19 protein-coding genes are annotated in these 16,987 nt (G+C 66.1%); 6 read left to right on the top strand and 13 right to left on the bottom strand.

What is annotated here, in order from left to right; all coding sequences use genetic code 11:
* Positions 1-478, top strand: a 478-nt coding sequence (locus tag EAH68_RS09885) for an HNH endonuclease signature motif containing protein (RefSeq protein WP_164546463.1), incomplete at its 5' end; no start/stop codon positions are given.
* Between the two features lie 65 nt (positions 479-543).
* Here EAH68_RS09885 and map read toward each other — a convergent pair.
* The 5 genes from map to dxr are packed head-to-tail and all read right to left on the bottom strand — an operon-like array spanning position 544 to position 6,937.
* The gene (gene map / locus EAH68_RS09890; protein WP_126121177.1) at positions 544-1,413 is read right to left on the bottom strand and encodes a type I methionyl aminopeptidase; all 870 of its coding nucleotides are present in this window, start codon (positions 1,411-1,413) and stop codon (positions 544-546) included.
* Between the two features lie 18 nt (positions 1,414-1,431).
* Positions 1,432-3,279, bottom strand: coding sequence for a penicillin-binding transpeptidase domain-containing protein (locus tag EAH68_RS09895; protein ID WP_206436393.1), 1,848 nt, complete (start codon positions 3,277-3,279; stop codon positions 1,432-1,434).
* 48 nt (positions 3,280-3,327) lie between these two features.
* Positions 3,328-4,494: a flavodoxin-dependent (E)-4-hydroxy-3-methylbut-2-enyl-diphosphate synthase gene (gene ispG, locus EAH68_RS09900; RefSeq protein ID WP_126121178.1), complete on the bottom strand. Its 1,167-nt coding sequence runs from the start codon at positions 4,492-4,494 to the stop codon at positions 3,328-3,330.
* Between the two features lie 46 nt (positions 4,495-4,540).
* The gene (locus tag EAH68_RS09905; RefSeq protein ID WP_126121179.1) at positions 4,541-5,752 is read right to left on the bottom strand and encodes a M50 family metallopeptidase; all 1,212 of its coding nucleotides are present in this window, start codon (positions 5,750-5,752) and stop codon (positions 4,541-4,543) included.
* Positions 5,753-5,761: 9 nt separating this feature from the next.
* The gene (gene dxr / locus EAH68_RS09910; RefSeq protein WP_126121180.1) at positions 5,762-6,937 is read right to left on the bottom strand and encodes a 1-deoxy-D-xylulose-5-phosphate reductoisomerase; all 1,176 of its coding nucleotides are present in this window, start codon (positions 6,935-6,937) and stop codon (positions 5,762-5,764) included.
* Between the two features lie 114 nt (positions 6,938-7,051).
* Between dxr and EAH68_RS09915 the strand changes: the two genes are divergently transcribed.
* On the top strand, positions 7,052-7,519 hold the full coding sequence (locus EAH68_RS09915) for a DUF2631 domain-containing protein (protein ID WP_126121181.1): 468 nt from the start codon (positions 7,052-7,054) through the stop codon (positions 7,517-7,519).
* Positions 7,520-7,596: 77 nt separating this feature from the next.
* On the opposite strand, the gene EAH68_RS09920 is transcribed toward EAH68_RS09915, so the two are convergent.
* The gene (locus tag EAH68_RS09920) at positions 7,597-8,169 is read right to left on the bottom strand and encodes an XRE family transcriptional regulator (RefSeq protein WP_126121182.1); all 573 of its coding nucleotides are present in this window, start codon (positions 8,167-8,169) and stop codon (positions 7,597-7,599) included.
* Between the two features lie 47 nt (positions 8,170-8,216).
* Here EAH68_RS09920 and EAH68_RS09925 point away from each other — a divergent pair, with 47 nt between their 5' ends.
* Positions 8,217-9,053 (top strand): class I SAM-dependent methyltransferase, encoded by an 837-nt coding sequence (locus tag EAH68_RS09925; protein ID WP_126121183.1) that lies wholly within the window; start codon positions 8,217-8,219, stop codon positions 9,051-9,053.
* A 188-nt stretch (positions 9,054-9,241) separates the two neighbouring features.
* Complete coding sequence (locus EAH68_RS15140; protein WP_369408381.1) at positions 9,242-9,763, top strand: NAD(P)/FAD-dependent oxidoreductase; 522 nt, start codon at positions 9,242-9,244, stop codon at positions 9,761-9,763.
* 361 nt (positions 9,764-10,124) lie between these two features.
* Here EAH68_RS15140 and rlmN read toward each other — a convergent pair whose 3' ends face one another.
* Positions 10,125-11,222: a dual-specificity RNA methyltransferase RlmN gene (gene rlmN / locus EAH68_RS09935; protein WP_126121184.1), complete on the bottom strand. Its 1,098-nt coding sequence runs from the start codon at positions 11,220-11,222 to the stop codon at positions 10,125-10,127.
* A 104-nt stretch (positions 11,223-11,326) separates the two neighbouring features.
* Between rlmN and EAH68_RS14755 the strand changes: the two genes are divergently transcribed.
* A complete protein-coding gene (locus EAH68_RS14755; protein WP_164546464.1) occupies positions 11,327-11,773 on the top strand; it encodes a LapA family protein in 447 nt (148 codons plus the stop codon).
* Here the strand turns inward: EAH68_RS14755 and EAH68_RS09945 are convergent.
* The 5 genes from EAH68_RS09945 to rpsB form a co-directional block, all read right to left on the bottom strand.
* Positions 11,770-12,651, bottom strand: a complete 882-nt coding sequence (locus EAH68_RS09945) for a phosphatidate cytidylyltransferase (protein ID WP_241228404.1) — start codon at positions 12,649-12,651, stop codon at positions 11,770-11,772. The genes EAH68_RS14755 and EAH68_RS09945 overlap by 4 nt on opposite strands.
* Positions 12,652-12,710: 59 nt before the next feature.
* On the bottom strand, positions 12,711-13,268 hold the full coding sequence (gene frr, locus EAH68_RS09950; protein WP_126121185.1) for a ribosome recycling factor: 558 nt from the start codon (positions 13,266-13,268) through the stop codon (positions 12,711-12,713).
* Positions 13,269-13,343: 75 nt separating this feature from the next.
* Positions 13,344-14,030, bottom strand: coding sequence for a UMP kinase (gene pyrH, locus EAH68_RS09955; RefSeq protein WP_241228405.1), 687 nt, complete (start codon positions 14,028-14,030; stop codon positions 13,344-13,346).
* A gap of 213 nt (positions 14,031-14,243) precedes the next feature.
* Positions 14,244-15,071 carry a translation elongation factor Ts gene (gene tsf, locus EAH68_RS09960; protein WP_126121187.1) on the bottom strand — a complete coding sequence of 276 codons (828 nt, stop codon included), beginning with the start codon at positions 15,069-15,071 and terminating at the stop codon, positions 14,244-14,246.
* 119 nt (positions 15,072-15,190) lie between these two features.
* Positions 15,191-16,066 carry a 30S ribosomal protein S2 gene (gene rpsB / locus EAH68_RS09965; RefSeq protein ID WP_126121188.1) on the bottom strand — a complete coding sequence of 292 codons (876 nt, stop codon included), beginning with the start codon at positions 16,064-16,066 and terminating at the stop codon, positions 15,191-15,193.
* Positions 16,067-16,371: 305 nt separating this feature from the next.
* Between rpsB and EAH68_RS09970 the strand changes: the two genes are divergently transcribed.
* The gene (locus tag EAH68_RS09970; RefSeq protein WP_126121189.1) at positions 16,372-16,845 is read left to right on the top strand and encodes a M23 family metallopeptidase; all 474 of its coding nucleotides are present in this window, start codon (positions 16,372-16,374) and stop codon (positions 16,843-16,845) included.
* A 3-nt stretch (positions 16,846-16,848) separates the two neighbouring features.
* Here the strand turns inward: EAH68_RS09970 and EAH68_RS09975 are convergent.
* Positions 16,849-16,987, bottom strand: a 139-nt coding sequence (locus tag EAH68_RS09975) for a tyrosine-type recombinase/integrase (protein WP_164546465.1), incomplete at its 5' end; no start/stop codon positions are given.

Genomic DNA, 16,987 nt, shown 5'->3' on the forward strand with positions numbered 1-16,987 from the left:
GATCCGGGCGTTTCTGGTGGGCCGGGACTGGTGCTGCCGGTGGCCCGGGTGCCCCGCACCCGCACTCGGTGGGGATAATGACCACCGGGTCAACCACCACGAGGGTGGCCCCACCACACCGGCGAACATGGTGATGCTGTGCCGGCACCACCACAACCGCAAAACTGACCTCCAGGCCCACTATCTGCTCGATCCCATCACGGGGGATGTGTTCTGGCTGTTCGCGGACGGGACCTGGGCGGTGGATCATGCGGAGGGGCCCCTGGCGCCGGTGGAGAAACGCTGGGTGCAGACCTACACGCAACGCCGGCAGCGCCGGAGTGAACGGGCAGCAGCGAGGGCGGCGGCCCAGGAGTTCGAGGCGTACCAGCACGGGGCGGACGCGCGTGCCCGGGCGCAGGAGGAATTCGAGGAGGCCATCAACCAGGCCAAGGCTGAAAACGGCCCCGATCCACCCGAGGACACGCAACCCTTCTGACACAGTCCACCCCGCGGGTGCCCCGGGGTGGGAGGGGCGTCGATAAGCGGGGCCCCGAGGATTATCTAGTCCTCGTCCGGCAGGGTGAGGATCTCGTTACCGTCCTCGGTGATGACGATGGTGTGCTCGAACTGGGCGGTGAACTTGCCGTCCGAGTTCTGCACGGTCCAGTCGTCGTCCCAGATGGTGTAGTCGAGGCTGCCCAGGTTGATCATCGGCTCGATGGTCAGGGTCATGCCCGGCTCGAGGATGTCGCGGTACATCATGGAGTCGTAGTGCAGCACCACCAGTCCGTTGTGGAAGGTGGGGCCGACGCCGTGGCCGGTGAAGTCGCGGACGACGTTGTAGCCGAAGCGGTTGGCGTAGGACTCGATGACCCGGCCGATGACGTTGACCTCGCGGCCTGGCTTGGCGGCGCGGATGCCACGCATCATGGCTTCCTGGGTGCGCTCGACGAGCAGGCGGTGCTCCTCGGAGACATTGCCCGCGAGGAAGGTGGCGTTGGTGTCGCCGTGGACGCCGTTCTTGTAGGCGGTGACGTCGACGTTGACGATGTCACCGTCCTCGAGGACGGTGGTGTCGGGGATGCCGTGGCACACGATCTCGTTGAGGGAGGTGCAGCAGGACTTGGTGAAGCCGCGGTAGCCCAGCGAGGAGGGGTAGGCGTTGTGGTCGAGCATGTACTCGTGGGCGATGCGGTCGAGTTCGTCGGTGGTCACCCCGGGAGCGACGGCCTTGCCGACCTCCTTGAGTGCGTTGGCAGCGATCTTCGAGGTCTCCCGCAGCGCCTCAATGACCTCGGGGGTCTGGACGAAGGGCTCGCCGATGTTCTCCTGGACCGTGTCCTTCCACGCGTACTCGGGACGCTCGATGTGGTCCGGGACGGAGCGGATGGGGGTGGGCTTACCGGGAACAAGAAGGGCACGTTTCGACATGCCTGACATGGTAGTCCCCTACCCCGCGATCACTGGAACGCGGTCTGCGCGCATCCCGTCGAGGTTGAGGAAGAAGCGGTCGGTGATGGCGGTCGCGGTCTCGGACCCGCCGCCGAGGACGACGAGGGTGGCGAAGGCGATGTCGTCATCGCGGTAGCCGGCGAACCAGGCGTGTGAGCCTTCGTTGATCTCGGCCTCACCGGTCTTGCCGTACAGCGCGCCGGAGGCCTGCATGCCGCGGGCGGTGCCGGAGGTGACCACGGACCGCATCATCTGGCGCACCTGGTCGATGACCTCCGGCTCCGGGGCGGGGACCTCCTCGCTGGCGCTGGTCTCGTGGCCGTCGATGAGCACCGGCATGGGGGTGGAACCGTTCGCGGCGGTGGCGGCAACGAGGGCGAGGCCGAAGGGGCTGGCCAGGTCGAGACCCTGACCGTAGCCGGCCTCGGTGCGGTCCAGCGGGGTCTCACCGACGGGGACGGAGCCGGTGACGGTGTGTAGTCCGGGGATGTCGTAGTCGATGCCGAGGCCGAACTGCTTGGCGGTCTCGGTGAGTTCGCCGGGGGCGAGGTTGGTGGAGATGTCGGCGAAGGTGGTGTTGCAGGAGGAGGCGAAGGCGCGTTCCAGCGGCACGTTGCCCAGTGCGAACTGGTTGTAGTTGATGACGACGCGTCCGTAGAGGTTCATCGAACCGGGGCAGGGCACGATGGAACCGGTGTTCAGCCCTTGGCGTTCCAGGCCGGCGGCGGCGGTGATGATCTTGAACACGGAGCCGGGCGGGTACAGGCCGGACAGTGCGACGTCGCCCTTCTCGTCGGCGGCCTTCGTCTGGGCGACGGCCAGCACCTGGCCGGTGGAGGGGCGGATCGCGACGAGCATGGCCTGGGATTCGGCACGCAGGTCGACGGCTTCCTGGGCGGCACGCTGGATGTCATGGTCGAGGCCGATGCGGATGGCGGGCGCGGGCCGGGCGGGGTGGTACTCGACATCGTCGATGGGTGAGCCGTGTTCGTTGACGGCGGTGACGCGCCAGCCGTTGGCACCGTCGAGATCCTCGGCGACGATGGTGGACACACGCGCCATGATGTCGGGGGCGAAGGAGGGGTCGAGGTTGACCATGGCGGCCTCGTCGTTGACGATGACGCCCGCCACCCCGGCGAGTTCCTCGGCGACGCGGGCGCCCTCGACCTGGTTGACCATGGTGACGGAGTAGATGCCGTCGGCGCGGTCGAGCTGTTCGGTGAGTTCGGCGGCGTCGATACGCGGGACCGTTTCGTCGCGGCCGTGGGCGGCGTTGACGGAGGCGGCGATGGACGCGGCTACGGGGCGGACATCATCGACCTGGTCGGTGTCGACCAGGACGCGCCACATGGTGCCCGGCTGGAGGATCTCCACGCCGTCGGAGCTGACCACGCTCGCACGTTCCGCGGGGACGGGATGCAGCTCGAGGTGCTGGTTGGCGCCGAGGTTCGGGTGCAGGAGGGTGGGCTGCCAGCGGACGGTCCACTCCTCCCCCGTCTTCGTCAGGGTGAGGGCGGTGTCGTAGGTGAGACTGCGCTCGCGCGGCAGCTGCCAGTCGAGGGTGTACTGCGCGGTGGCGATGTTCTCCCGCACATCAACATCCCCGAGGGTGGTGGTCAGGGATTCCGCCTGGAGGCCGTCCCACGTGGAGCCGATCACCGACCGGGCGGTGGCGGGGATGTCGATGAGCTCGCCGATGGTCTCCGTGTCACGCGCCGCCAGTGCCTCGAGGAAGTCCTCGGCAACGGGTGCGGCCTCGACCGGTTTCGGCGTGCAGGAGACCAGCGCGAACCCGGTGGCCACGGCCGTCAGCATCCCCACCAGTGTTCTTGCGCTCCCTGTCATGGAAGGCAGGTTAACAGGCGGGGAGCTTGTCGACGTCCAGGCGCGCCCCTACTGGGTGACCTTGACCTCCGCCTTCGTGCCCTCGATCTCCTCGAGGCCCTGCTCCTCTGCGATGCGCAGGGCCTCCTCGATGAGGGTCTGGACGATCTGGGACTCAGGCACGGTCTTGATGACCTCACCCTTGACGAAGATCTGGCCCTTACCGTTGCCGGAGGCGACGCCCAGGTCGGCGTCGCGTGCCTCGCCGGGGCCGTTGACGACGCAGCCCATCACGGCGACGCGCAGCGGGAACTCCATGCCCTCCAGACCGGCGGTGACCTCCTCGGCGAGCTTGTACACGTCGACCTGTGCGCGGCCGCAGGAGGGACAGGACACGATCTCCAGCTTGCGGGGGCGCAGGTTCATCGACTGGAGGATCTGGTCACCGACCTTGATCTCCTCCACCGGGTCCGCGGACAGCGAGACGCGGATGGTGTCGCCGATGCCCTGGGAGAGCAGCGCGCCGAAGGCCACGGAAGACTTGATGGTGCCCATGAACTTCGGGCCGGCCTCGGTCACACCCAGGTGCAGCGGGTAGTCGCACTGCTCGGCGAGCTGACGGTATGCCTCGACCATGAGGACCGGGTCGGAGTGCTTGACGGAGATCTTGATGTCACCGAAGCCGTGCTCCTCGAACAGGCCGGCCTCCCACAGCGCGGATTCGACGAGGGCTTCCGGGGTGGCCTTGCCGTGATACTTGTCCAGGATGCGCTTGTCCAGGGAGCCGCCGTTGACGCCGATGCGGATGGGGATGCCCGCGTCACCGGCCGCCTTGGCGACCTCCTTGACGCGCCCGTCGAATTCCTTGATGTTGCCCGGATTGACGCGCACGGCGGCGCAGCCGGCGTCGATGGCGGAGAAGATGTACTTCGGCTGGAAGTGGATGTCGGCGATCACCGGGATCGGGGACTTCTTCGCGATGATCGGCAGCGCCTCGGCGTCGATGGTCTTCGGGCAGGCGACACGCACGATGTCGCAGCCGGCGGCGGTCAACTGGGCGATCTGCTGGAGGGTGGCGTTGATGTCGTGGGTCTTGGTGGTCGTCATGGACTGCACCGAGATCGGATGGTCCGAACCGACGCCGACGTTGCCGACCATCAGCTGGCGGGTTTTCCGGCGCGGCGCCAGAACGGGCGGCGGGGAGGCCGGGAGTCCAAGTCCGATGGAGGTCGACACGTTACTTAATTCTCCTCAGGGTTCGGGTCAGGGGATGCCCCATACTCTAGCCGAACAAGCGCACAGGATTAACTACGTCAGCGACGATGACCATCAGCCCCACCGTGAGCAGGGCGGCGGCCATCGCGTAGGTCAGCGGCAGCAGTTTCTCGTAGTTCGCAGGACCGGCCGGGGCCAACCCGCGCAGGCGGCGGAAGAAGTCACGGACCTTCTCCCACAGCACCACGGCGATGTGGCCGCCGTCGAGAGGCGGCAGCGGCACGATGTTGAACAGTGCGAGGAAGAAGTTCAGGGAGGCGAGCATCAGCCAGAACATCTCCCACAGGGAGCGCTCCACCAGTTCCCCACCGACACGCGAGGCGCCCACCACGCTCATGGGCCCCTCCATGTCGCGTTCCGCACCGAAGATGGAGGCCACCACGCCGGGGATCTTCGACGGGAAGGCCATGAGCCCCTGGACCGTGCCCTCCAGCAGCGTGCCGGTGAAGGAGAGGGTCGCGCCGACGGCCTCGACGGGACCGTAGTTGATGATGGTGTTCTCCAGCGGGGCGTTGGTCAGGCCGACGGCACCCGCCGTATAGGGGCGGCCCTCGGCATCCAGGCGGGTGACGGAACCCACCGGCACGGTGATGTCCAGGACCTCACTGCCGCGTTCGATGGTGAGCACGACGTCCTCGCCGGGCATGGTGAGAACCTTGTCACGCAGCTGTCCGAAATCAGCGAGTTCCTCGCCGTCGAGCGCGAGCACCCGGTCGCCGACCGTGACGCCGGCCTGCCCGGCGGGGCCGCTGCCGGTGCAGGTGGCCAGCGTCTGGGCGTCGAGCTGGTCGGCCACGCAGCTGACCTCCCCCACCGTGGGAGTGGTGTCGACGTCGGGGTTGGGCAGGCCACTGCTCACCGCGATGCCGTAGATGATGATGATGCCGATCAGGACGTTGGTGATCACCCCGCCGGAGAGCACGATCACCCGCTGCCACCACGGTTTGTTCACCATGGCGTGCGGGGCCTCCTCCGCGGTGACCGGGTCCTGGGCGGTCATGCCGGCGATGTCGCAGAAGCCGCCGATGGGCAGCGCGGCCAGGCCGTAGGTGGTGTGCCCCCGCCTGAACGAGAACACGGTCGGCCCGAAGCCGATGAAGTAGCGACGGACCCGCATGCCGAAGGCACGGGCAGTCAACATGTGGCCTGCCTCGTGCAGCGCGATGGTCACCGCGATGCCGAGGGCGAACAGGACCACGCCGAGCAGGTAGGCGCCCACGAATCTCCTCTAGAGCTTGTTGACGATCGCGTTGGCCCGCGCCCGGGCCTCCCGCTCCACCGCCAGAATGTCGTCGACGCTAGAGGGTACACCAGCGAACCGCCCGGCCTCCGCGAGGACCTCGGCAACGGTGTCGACGATCTGGGGGAAGCGGATCCGGCCCTGCAGGAAAGCGGCGGCCGCCTCCTCGTTGGCGGCGTTGTAGACCGCGGGGAAGGTGCCGCGCTGCTTTGCGACGTCGCGCGCGAGCTGCACCGCGGGGAAGGCCACGCCGTCAAGCGGTTCAAAACGCCAGTCATGCACCCGACTGAAATCGAGCGCCGGCTGGGCCCGTGGCACCCGGTGAGGCCAGTTCATGGCCAGGGCGATGGGCAGCTTCATCGACGGCGGGGAGGCCTGGGCAATGGTGGCACCGTCGGTGAAGGTGACCATGGAGTGGATGATCGACTGCGGGTGGACGGTGACGTCGATGCGTTCGGCAGGAATGTCGAAGAGCAGGGTCGCCTCGATGAGCTCCAGGCCCTTGTTGACCATCGTCGCGGAGTTGAGGGTGTTCATCTGCCCCATCGACCAGGTCGGGTGCGCCGCTGCCTGCGCCGGGGTGACATCCCACATGCGCGCGCGGTCCCAGCCGCGGAAGGGCCCGCCGCTGGCGGTGAGCACCAGCCGGTCGACCTCTCCCCCGGTACCCGAGCGCAGGCACTGGGCCATGGCGGAGTGCTCCGAGTCGACGGGCACGATCTGCCCCGGTGTCGCAGCCGCCATGACCAGGTCACCTCCGGCGACCAGGGACTCCTTGTTCGCCAGCGCCAGGACCGCGCCGACCTCGATCGTGGCCAGCGTGGCCGCCAGACCGAGGGAACCGACCAACGCGTTGAGGACGGTGTCGGCCGCCACCTCCCGGACGAGCCGTTCCGCGGCGTCCGGCCCGGCGATGACCGGGCCGCCCAGTTCACGGCCCACCGTGTATGCAGCCTGTTCATCGGCGACAGCGACCTGTTGCGGGCCCAGGCCCAGCTGCCGGGCCTGGGTGATGATCAGCGCCGGATCCGAGCCACCGGCGGCGATGCCGGTCACCTCGAAGAGGTCGGGATTGTCCGCCACGACCTCGAGGGCCTGGGTCCCGATCGAGCCCGTCGAACCGAGAAGGAGAATGCGCCTGGGGGAATCATCCGTGTTAGTCACGCACCCTATTCTGTCACCAGCTTGTTACGGGGGTGTCTTCTCGCACCCGGATGAACTATGTGCAAGGATATGTGGAGAAGAAACTGTCGCAGAAACGTGCCCGGCGCCCGGTTGATGGGTGCTGCACACGTTCATGAGAAGGAGAAGAACGTGGCTGCTTCCCACGAGATCGTGCCCGAGGTCCACAACGGAACCTCCACCCTGGATGTGCCGTCTGCTGCCGTCGGTTGGAGCGAGCTCTCCCGCACCACCGTCCAGGTTTCGGGCTGGGTTTCCGTGTTGATCCTCCTGGGCTACAACTTCGGTAACCACGAGGGCCACGTTGAGACCATCTGGCTGCTGGTTCTGGCCGCCCTGGTCGCGATCGGTCTGCTGATCCACCTCTTCGAGCCGAAGCTCAACCAGGTCCGCACCCTGTCCTCCCGCAACCAGCCGGTGGGTCACAAGGAGCCCGAGTGGGCCTACGACCAGAAGACCCTCTCTGGTGCCTACTCCAGTCTGACCGACTCCCAGCTGATCGCGCTGAACATCGACCCGGCCCGCGTCCGGCACCTGCGCGAGCTCGACGTCAAGCGTTCCTAGTCGGACACGCCGAAAAGCGCCCTCCCGTTCACGGGAGGGCGCTTTTTTCTGTTGGGCTCCGGTTCAGAGGTTCCTTCTCAGGACTGGCGATGGCCCGGGAGATGAGCCTGCTCGCCACCGTGATCGAGGATGGTGAGCAACTCCGCGGGCCCTCCCTGTGCCTCGAGTCGGTGCGGAGTCATTGTCGAGAACTCGACAGCCTGGCCCGGGTACACCAGAATCGACCTCGTGCCGAGCTGAAGCCTGACAGTGCCGCTGAGCACAGTGAACCACTCATATCCGGGATGAACCTGAGGGCCATTATCTGCACGGTTTTCGGTGATTCTCATTTTAGCGATGGTGACACCCCGGCGATCACGCTCGCGGGAAAGCAGCCAGAACGTCGTTCCGCCGTTCGATTCTGGCGTGGGGCGAATGACGACATCCTCATCGCCCTCTGGTTCCACGAGTTGGTCCAGCGAGATACCGAGCGCCTTCGCAATGGACACGAGCTGCTCGAGCCCCAGCCTCTGTCGGCCAGTCTCAATGCGGCTGAGAGTCGATGGTGAGAGGTGGCAGCGCGAGGCGAGCGCATCAAGCGTCCAATTACGAGCCAGGCGTAGACCGCGAATGCGCTGGCGGACGATCAATTCCGTATCTTCTTGCACCATACGCAAGAGCGTATCCGATTTGAGGGATTCTCGGTTACAGTTTGCCTATGACACACCATCACCACCACCCGGACCGGGAACCCTGGCACGATCTTCCCGCAGCTTTTATCGATCGTCTCGAGTTGGAATCGCGCTTGAATGAATCGATGCGGCGGGAGACTCTCGAACAGGCAGCTCTCGCGTTGCGTACACCGCCGTCCACCATCATTGACATCGGATCGGGCACCGGATCAGACGCGGTCGCCTTAGCGGAATACTTCCCCACGGCCCGGATCCATGCACTCGATGTCTCTGCGGCGCTCCTCGAACGCGTCGAATCGACAGCAGCAGCATCGGGCCTCGCAGATCAGATCGTGGGTCATCGGGTTGACCTGAATGACGACTGGTCGAAGGAAGCTCCGCAGGGTGTTGACCTCGCCTGGGCATCACTGTCACTCCACCACCTCAGCGATCCCGCCGCGGCCCTAAAACGAGTGTTCACGACGCTGAAACCTGGCGGAGTGTTCGTCCTCACTGAGCTGACCGGCCCCGGTACCTTCACTCCATCCGATCTCGGCAGCGGACGCACCAGCCTGCAGGAAAGTATGACGCACGGGTTATCCGCACATAGCGCGCACGGAACTCGGGACTGGTCGAAGCTCCTGGAGCAGGCGGGATTTACCGCTGTTGAATACCAGGAGAAGGAATTCTCTGCGCGGGCTGACACCATTGACGGCGCCCGATATCTGGAGATGCAGTTGCGTTCGCAGCGGGAGCGACTTACCTCCGACCTGAGCGCCGAAAACCTTGCGGTCATTGACGCGGCGATCAATGCTGTTAAGACAGGAAAATCGGAGATTTCCTTCAGCGCTGGTCGGGGGGTGTGGATCGCGGCCCGCCCGTAGCCCACGATCTCGACCCCTCCAGTCGACCCGGGCATCCGAGGGTTTCCGGGGGCTGGTACGGAGGGCCGCCCCGAGAGCTCCGAAGCAGACGTTGCAGTGGTGGGCGGTGGTGTTGCCGGGCTCGCCGCAGGGTCGTGGTGGTTGATGCTGGAGAACCACGCAATGCACCCGCAAGTGGAGCGCATAACGTGCTCGGGCAGGAAGGCGTAGCGCCGGTTGAACTGGTTGCCCGGGGGCATGCGGAGGCCATATCCTACGGTGTCCGGATCATCCTCGCGACCGGACTGGTCGATGATCTTCCTGGCATTCCCGGAATCGATGCAGGATGGGGCCGAACAGTGCTTCACTGCCCCTTCTGCCACGGCTGGGAAGTGCGCGACCAGCACATCGCAATCCTCATCCGCGACGAAGTGACCATTCACCAGGCAATGCTGTTCGCTCAGCTCAGCGACAGGGTGACCATGTTCCTCCACGAAGCACCCGATCCCAGCGAAGAGCAGTGGGAACAGCTTGCAGCGCTGGGCATCGAAGTTGTGCGGCCGCGAGTCGAGCGACTCGCGATGGACGGCCCTGTGGTGCAGGGAATTGAGATCGCAGATGGCCGGACACTGGAGGTCAATGCAGTTGTCGTCACCCCTCGATTCAACTCCAGAACCGAACTCTATGAGTTGCTCGGAGGAGCAGCTGAATCAACTCCTTTCGGTAAGTAGATCCCTACAGCACCCAACGGTCTGACCGATGTTCCGGGCGTATGGGCCGCTGGCAATGCCAGCCAGACAATGGCAATGGTGACTGCATCAGCCGCATCGGGCACCATGGCCGGCGCCGCTGTACACGGGGATCTCTCCCTGGCGGAACTCAACGAGGCGGTAGAGGCACGTCGCCCCAGATCCCGCTGAACCCTGCACCTGCATTGGCGACGGTGGTGAAGAATCGCCGTCATCTTTCAGCAGCTTTTCGACAGATCCATATCCACGCTCACTGGTCTGTTGATCATCGCGGTAGGCAGTGCCCGATGAGACTCGGGCCGGGTCACACCGCAGTGCATCGCTTGTGGCCCGGCTCAGGTAGTTACTTCTCCTCGGCGGCGAGCTGGCCACAGGCCGCCGCGATCTCCTGGCCACGGGTGTCACGCACGGTGCAGGGCACACCCTGGGCGGCGACACGGCGGACGAACTCTTCCTGGCGCTCCCTGGGGGAGGCGTCCCACTTCGAGCCCGGGGTCGGGTTGAGCGGGATGAGGTTGACGTGCACCTTGGAGCCGAGCGCCTTGTGCAGCTTCTTGCCCAGCATGTCGGCGCGCCAGCCCTGGTCGTTGATATCACGGATCAGGGCGTACTCGATGGACACGCGACGGCCGGACTTCTCGGCGTAGTAGCTGGTGGCGTCGAGCACCTCCTGCACGGAGAACCGGTTGTTGATGGGCACGAGGGTGTCGCGCAGCTCATCGTCGGGGGTGTGCAGGGAGACGGCCAGGCGCACGGACATGTCCTCGTCCGCGAGTCTCCGGATCGCCGGCGCCAGGCCGACGGTGGACACGGTCACATTGCGCTGGGAGATGCCGAAGCCCTGCGGGGAGGGCTGGGTGATCTGCCGGACCGCGGAGACCACCCGCTTGTAGTTGGCCAGCGGCTCACCCATGCCCATGAAGACGATGTTGGTCAGGCGTGAGCCCTCTGCCTCCATGGCACCGGCCGCGGCACGGACCTGGTCGACGATCTCCGCAGTGGAGAGGTTACGGTCCAGTCCACCCTGGCCGGTGGCGCAGAACGGGCAGGCCATGCCGCAGCCGGCCTGGGAGGAGATGCACAGCGTCGCCCGGTCCGGGTAGCGCATGAGCACCGACTCGAGCAGTGTGCCGTCGTTGAGGCGCCACAGCGATTTGGTGGTCTCCCCGTCATCGGTCTCGATGCTGCGCACGGGGCTGAGCAGGGTCGGGAAGAGCTCCGCAGCCACCGCCTCGCGGGCAGCGGCGGGCAGGTCGGTCATGGTGGAGGGGTCGGCCTCGAAACGCCCGTAGTAGTGGCGGGCGATCTGGTCGGCGCGGAATTTGGGCAGCCCGAGTGCTGTGATGCGCTCGACGCGCTCCTCAGGGCTGAGATCGGCGAAGTGGGTGGGCGGCATACCGCGCTTGGGGGCGGAGAACTGGAGGGTCACAGGTACGGCCATAATGTTTCCCATCCTTGCATGTCGGGGCCTGTTTCTCCCAATTATTCACCCAGTTGTTAGCTGGTGGCGTGGCGAAGCTCGCAGGACCAGCGTTGAATGGGGATATGACACGTTCCAATGCGCAGCACGGGAATGACCCCGTCCACGAGCCCACCCCGGCGGTCCGCAATGAGCCTCCGACCGAGCACCTTGACGAATACCGGGACATCCTCGCGGAGGAGCCGGAGACGGCGAATCTGCCCGCCACTGTGTCGGAACCCGTCCAGCCGAAGAAACACCCCAAGCCCGCCAAACCTGAGGTGAAGAAGACCCTGGCGGGCGGGACGTGGGCGGCACTGATCGTCGGTGCGCTGCTGCTCATCGCCCTGCTGGTGTTCATCCTGCAGAACCAGCAGCAGGTGGAACTGAACCTGCTGTCGTGGACCTTCCAGTTCCCCGCCGGCATCGGCTACCTGTTCTCCGCGATCACCGGCGCGCTGATCATGGCGCTGGTCGGTGGGGTACGCATGCTGGAACTGCGCCGTCAGGTGCGCAAACAGCGCAAGGGCTAGTTACCCAGGAAGCTCAGCACCAGCCAGGTCACCATCGCGGAGGGCAGCATGCCGTCGAGACGGTCCATGAGGCCACCGTGGGCGGGCAGCAGATTCGACATGTCCTTGATGCTCAGCTCGCGTTTGAACTGGGACTCCACCAGGTCACCGAGCGTCGCGCAGACCACTAGGCCGACGCCCATGACCGCCCCCACCCACCACTGGTGCTGCAGCAGCAGGGACACGGTGAGGGCACCGGTGAGTGAACCGCCCACGACGGAACCCGCGAAGCCCTCCCAGGACTTCTTCGGGCTGACGGCCGGGGCCATGGGGTGCGAGCCGAACATGACGCCGGCGATGAACCCACCCGTGTCCGAGGCGACGACACACAGCATGAACGTGATGATGTACAGCCCGCCCGGTACCCCGTCGCCGGAGATGAGGGAGAGCATCGCCGCGAAGGAGGCGAACAGCGGGATCCACGTGAGCACGAAAATCGCCATCGACGTGTCCCGCAGGTAGTTCTGCGGTGGCGTGGTGCGGCCGTGGTAGAACAGCCGCCCGAACATGGCCACCAGCACCGCCGTGACGAAGGCTGCCACCAGCCCCTTCGTCCCGAAGGGCCAGGACATCCACACCATGAGCTGGCCCAGCAGGATCATGGGCACCAGGGGAATATGGTAGCTGCGCTCCTGCAGCCGGGATACGACCTCCCACGTCGCCACCGCCACCGCGGCGGCCACCAGCGGGTACCAGCCCGCCGGGCCGATCCACACCGCCAGCAGCACCAGTGCCCCGAGGAACGCGCCGACGGCGATGGCCACCGGCAGGTTGCGGCCGGGGTTATTCTTCGGTTTCGGCAGGTGGCCCGCCGGAGCAAGGCGCCTTGCGTCGCTCACCTGGAGCCTCCTGGGATGGGTGGGGATAAAAAGGGGGGACGTCGAGAAGCAGCGGAGGTCTAGACCTCCATCAGCTCCGTCTCCTTGCGGGTGACCAGCTCATCGATCTGGGCGATATAGCCCTGGGTGACCTTGTCGAGTTCCTTCTCCGCGGTCTGGATCTCGTCCTCGCCGGCGTCGCCGTCCTTCTGGAGCTTCTTCAGCTGCTCCATACCCTTGCGGCGGATGTTGCGGACGGCGATCTTACCGTCCTCGCCCTTGCCCTTGGCGACCTTGACCATGTCGCGGCGGCGTTCCTCGGTCAGCTGCGGGATGGTCACGCGCAGAACCTGGCCGTCGTTGGTGGGGTTGACGCCGAGATCCGAGTTGCGGATGGCCTTCTCGATGTCACCCATGACGTTCATCTCGTAGGGCTTGATGATGAGCATGCGCGGCTCCGGCACCGAAATGGTCGCCATCTGGGTGATCGGGGTGGGCACACCGTAGTACTCGGCGATGACACCGTTGAACATGGCGGGGTTGGCACGTCCCGTACGGATCGTGGTCAGGTCCTCGCGGGTGTGCTCCACAGTGTGGGTCATGCGCTCCTCGGACTCGAGGAGGATCTCGTCGATCATGAGGCGTTATCCTTTTCTGTTGCTGTTGAAGGTACTGCGCAGGGCTTATCCTGCATCAATCTACCAGGAGAGCCCCTAGGACTGGACCAGCGTGCCGATCCGCTCCCCCGACACCGCACGGGCGATGTTGCCCTCGGTGAGCAGGTTGAACACCAGGATCGGCATCTCATTGTCCATGCACAGGGAGAAGGCCGTCGCGTCGGCGACCTTCAGGCCCTGCTCGATGACCTCCCGCGGGGTGATCTCCGTGTAGAGCTCCGCCTCCGGGTTGGTGCGCGGGTCGTCGGAGTAGACACCGTCAACACCCTTGGCCAGGAAGAGCACGTCACAGCCGATTTCCAGGGCACGCTGCGCGGCCGTGGTGTCGGTGGAGAAGTACGGCATGCCCATGCCGGCACCGAAGATGACCACACGCCCCTTCTCCAGGTGGCGGACGGCCCGCAGCGGCAGGTAGGGCTCAGCGACCTGAGCCATGTTGATGGCGGTCTGCACACGGCAGTCGATGCCCTGCTGCTGCAGGAAGTCCTGCAGTGCCAGGCAGTTCATCACCGTACCGAGCATGCCCATGTAATCAGAGCGGGCGCGGTCCATGCCGCGCTGCTGCAGCTCTGCCCCGCGGAAGAAGTTGCCGCCGCCGATGACCACGGCGATCTCCGCGCCGGTGCGGGCGACCTCGGCGATCTGGCGGGCCACGTTCTCAACGACATCCGGGTCGATGCCGACGTTTCCGCCGCCGAACATCTCACCCCCCAGCTTCAGCATGACCCGTTTATAGCTGGTCCTCTTCGGGGTGGTGCTTTCAGCAGTGGTCACCGGGGAATCTCCTTCGGGTCGGCGTGGGGGGCATCAGAATCGGATCCATCCTATCCCGTACCCGCCCTCCCCCGGTATTCGAACGCGCCCACCCGGAAAGCAGTGACCGCCGTGCCCCCGGGAAGCGGGGGCACGGCGGTCACCGGTGCACTCGGGCGGGCCTTAGGCCTGGCCGACCTCGAAGCGCTGGAAGGCGGTCAGCGTGATGCCGGCCTCATCCATGAGCTGCTTGACGGTCTTCTTGGAGTCGGCGACAGAGGCCTGCTCCAGGAGGACGACGTCCTTGTAGAAGCCCTGCAGGCGACCCTCGACGATCTTCGGGATGGCCTGCTCCGGCTTGCCTTCTTCGCGGGTGATCTGCTCGGCGATGGAGCGCTCCTTCTCCACGATCTCAGCCGGAACGTCCTCGCGGGTGAGGTAGCCGGCCCGGAGGGCGGCAACCTGCATGGCGGCGGCCTTGGCTGCGGCCTCGGCCTCTGCGCCCTCACCGGTGTAGGCGACCAGGACGCCGACTGCCGGGGGCAGGTCAGCGGAACGCTGGTGCAGGTACACGGCGACCTTGTCGCCCTCAACGGTGGCCGCGCGACGCAGCTCGAGCTTCTCGCCGATCTTGGCGGAGAACTCCTGGAGAGCGTCGTGGGCGGTCTGGCCGTCAACGTCCACGGCAGCCAGCTCCTCCTGGGAGTTGGCCTTGGCGGCGGCAGCGGCCTCGGCGATCTTCGCGGCGAAGGCGATGAACTCGGAGTTCTTGGCCACGAAGTCAGTCTCGGAGTTGATCTCCACCATGGTGTTGCCGGAGACGGCGATCAGGCCCTCGGAAGCGGAGCGCTCGGCGCGCTTGCCCACGTCCTTCGCACCCTTGATGCGCAGGATCTCAACGGCCTTGTCGAAGTCGCCGTCGGCCTCCTCCAGAGCCTTCTTGCAGTCGAGCATTCCGGAGCCGGTGAGCTCGCGGAGCTTCTTGACGTCTGCAGCAGTGTAGTTCGCCATAGTCGGGGCGATCCTCCTCGTATCGGAACGGTTATCGTTCACAGAGCGTAGTCGATGGTTAAGGCCCCCGCCGTGTACACGACCGACGGGGGCCTAGAGTTTTCAGGCCGTGGCCCGGTTTAGTTCTCGGTGGCCTCAGCGGCAGCGGTCTCAGCCGGAGCCTCGGTGGCGGTCTCAGCCGGAGCCTCGGTGGCGGTCTCAGCCGGAGCCTCGGTGGCGGTAGCCTCGGCGGCCTTCTCCGCGTCAGCGGCGGCCTTCTCCTCGGTGTCACCGGCAGCCTCGCGGGAAGCGGCCAGGGCACGCTCCTCGCGGGACTTCTTGCCCTCCTCCACTGCGGTGGAGATCACGCGGGACAGCAGGGCGGTGGAACGGATGGCGTCATCGTTGCCCGGGACGGGCCACTGGACAACATCCGGGTCGCAGTTGGTGTCCAGGATGGCGACAACCGGGATGTTGAGCTTGTGGGCCTCGCTGACCGCGATGTGCTCCTTGTTGGTGTCGATCACCCAGAGAGCGGACGGGATGCGGGTCATCTCGGCGATGCCACCCAGGACGCGCTCCAGCTTGGTGCGCTCGCGGGTGAGCATGAGGGTCTCCTTCTTGGTGCGACCCTCGTAGCCGTCCTCCGCTGCGTCCATGGCCTGCAGCTCCTTGAGGCGGTGCAGGCGCTTGGAGACGGTCTGGAAGTTGGTGAGCATGCCGCCGAGCCAACGGTGGTTGACGTAGGGCATACCGACGCGCTCGGCCTCGGTCTGCACGGCCTCCTGGGCCTGCTTCTTGGTGCCGACGAACAGGATGGTGCCGCCGTGGGCGACGGTCTCCTTGACGAACTCGAACGCTGCGTCGATGTAGGTCAGGGTCTGCTGCAGGTCAATGATGTAGATGCCGTTGCGGTCGGTGAAGATGAAACGACGCATCTTCGGGTTCCAGCGACGGGTCTGGTGGCCGAAGTGGACACCGGCGTCGAGAAGCTCGCGCATGGTTACAACTGCCATGTCACGCTCACTTTCTTGTAGTTTCGGTTTTGGATCGTGCGTGCAGGTTTTTGTCCTGCACCCTAGCGACGTGGCCACGCCGACACCCGGATGTCCGGGACCAGGTCGACGTCGGTTTTCCCCGCCGCGCGTAGTCAGTGCACCCCGGTGAGGGCACACTGCTGACGCCAATCTTAGCCCCCTGCGCGCCGCCTGCCAAAACGAATCGCCGGCCTGTCCACAGGCAGGCCACACCCGTCACACCATCCACAGGCCCCCGCTTATCGACACCCCTTCCTCCCCCACCCCACCTAGCATCTGCAGACATGCGCCGGCTCACTGTCCTCCTCACCGTCCTGCTGCTGCTCAACCCTCCCGCAGCGGAGGCCTACGTCTCCCCCGCCACCGGCTCCCCGGAGGTCAGCCACGTGCTGCGGGCCTTCGACCGGCCCGAGCACAACTGGCTGCCCGGCCACCGCGGTGTCGACCTGGACCTGCCCGTGGGCGCACCGGTCCTCGCCGCCGGTGACGGCACGGTCACCTTCGCCGGTGTCGTGGCGGGCACCCCGACGGTCTCCATCGACCACGCGGACGGCATCCGTACCACCTACCAGCCGGTCCACGCCCGGATGGCCCAGGGGGATGCGGTCCACGAGGGCGGGGTCATCGGAACCCTGGGGCACCCCACCGACGGCTGGCCGGGGCTGCACTGGGGCGCGCGCACCGGACCCGGCGACTACCTCAACCCGCTCTCCCTGCTGGAGCTGCCGACCATCCGCCTCAAACCGAACCCCTCCTGAGGCTCAGGCCCGTGGGTGGGCCTGTCTGTAGACCTGCTTCAGCCGTTCGGCGGAGACGTGCGTGTAGATCTGGGTGGTCTGCAGGGAGGAGTGCCCCAGCATCTCCTGGACCACGCGCAGATCCGCCCCGCCCTCGAGCAGG

The sequence above is a fragment of the Corynebacterium hylobatis genome, assembly GCF_003955685.1.
GTDB classification, from domain to species: domain Bacteria; phylum Actinomycetota; class Actinomycetes; order Mycobacteriales; family Mycobacteriaceae; genus Corynebacterium; species Corynebacterium hylobatis.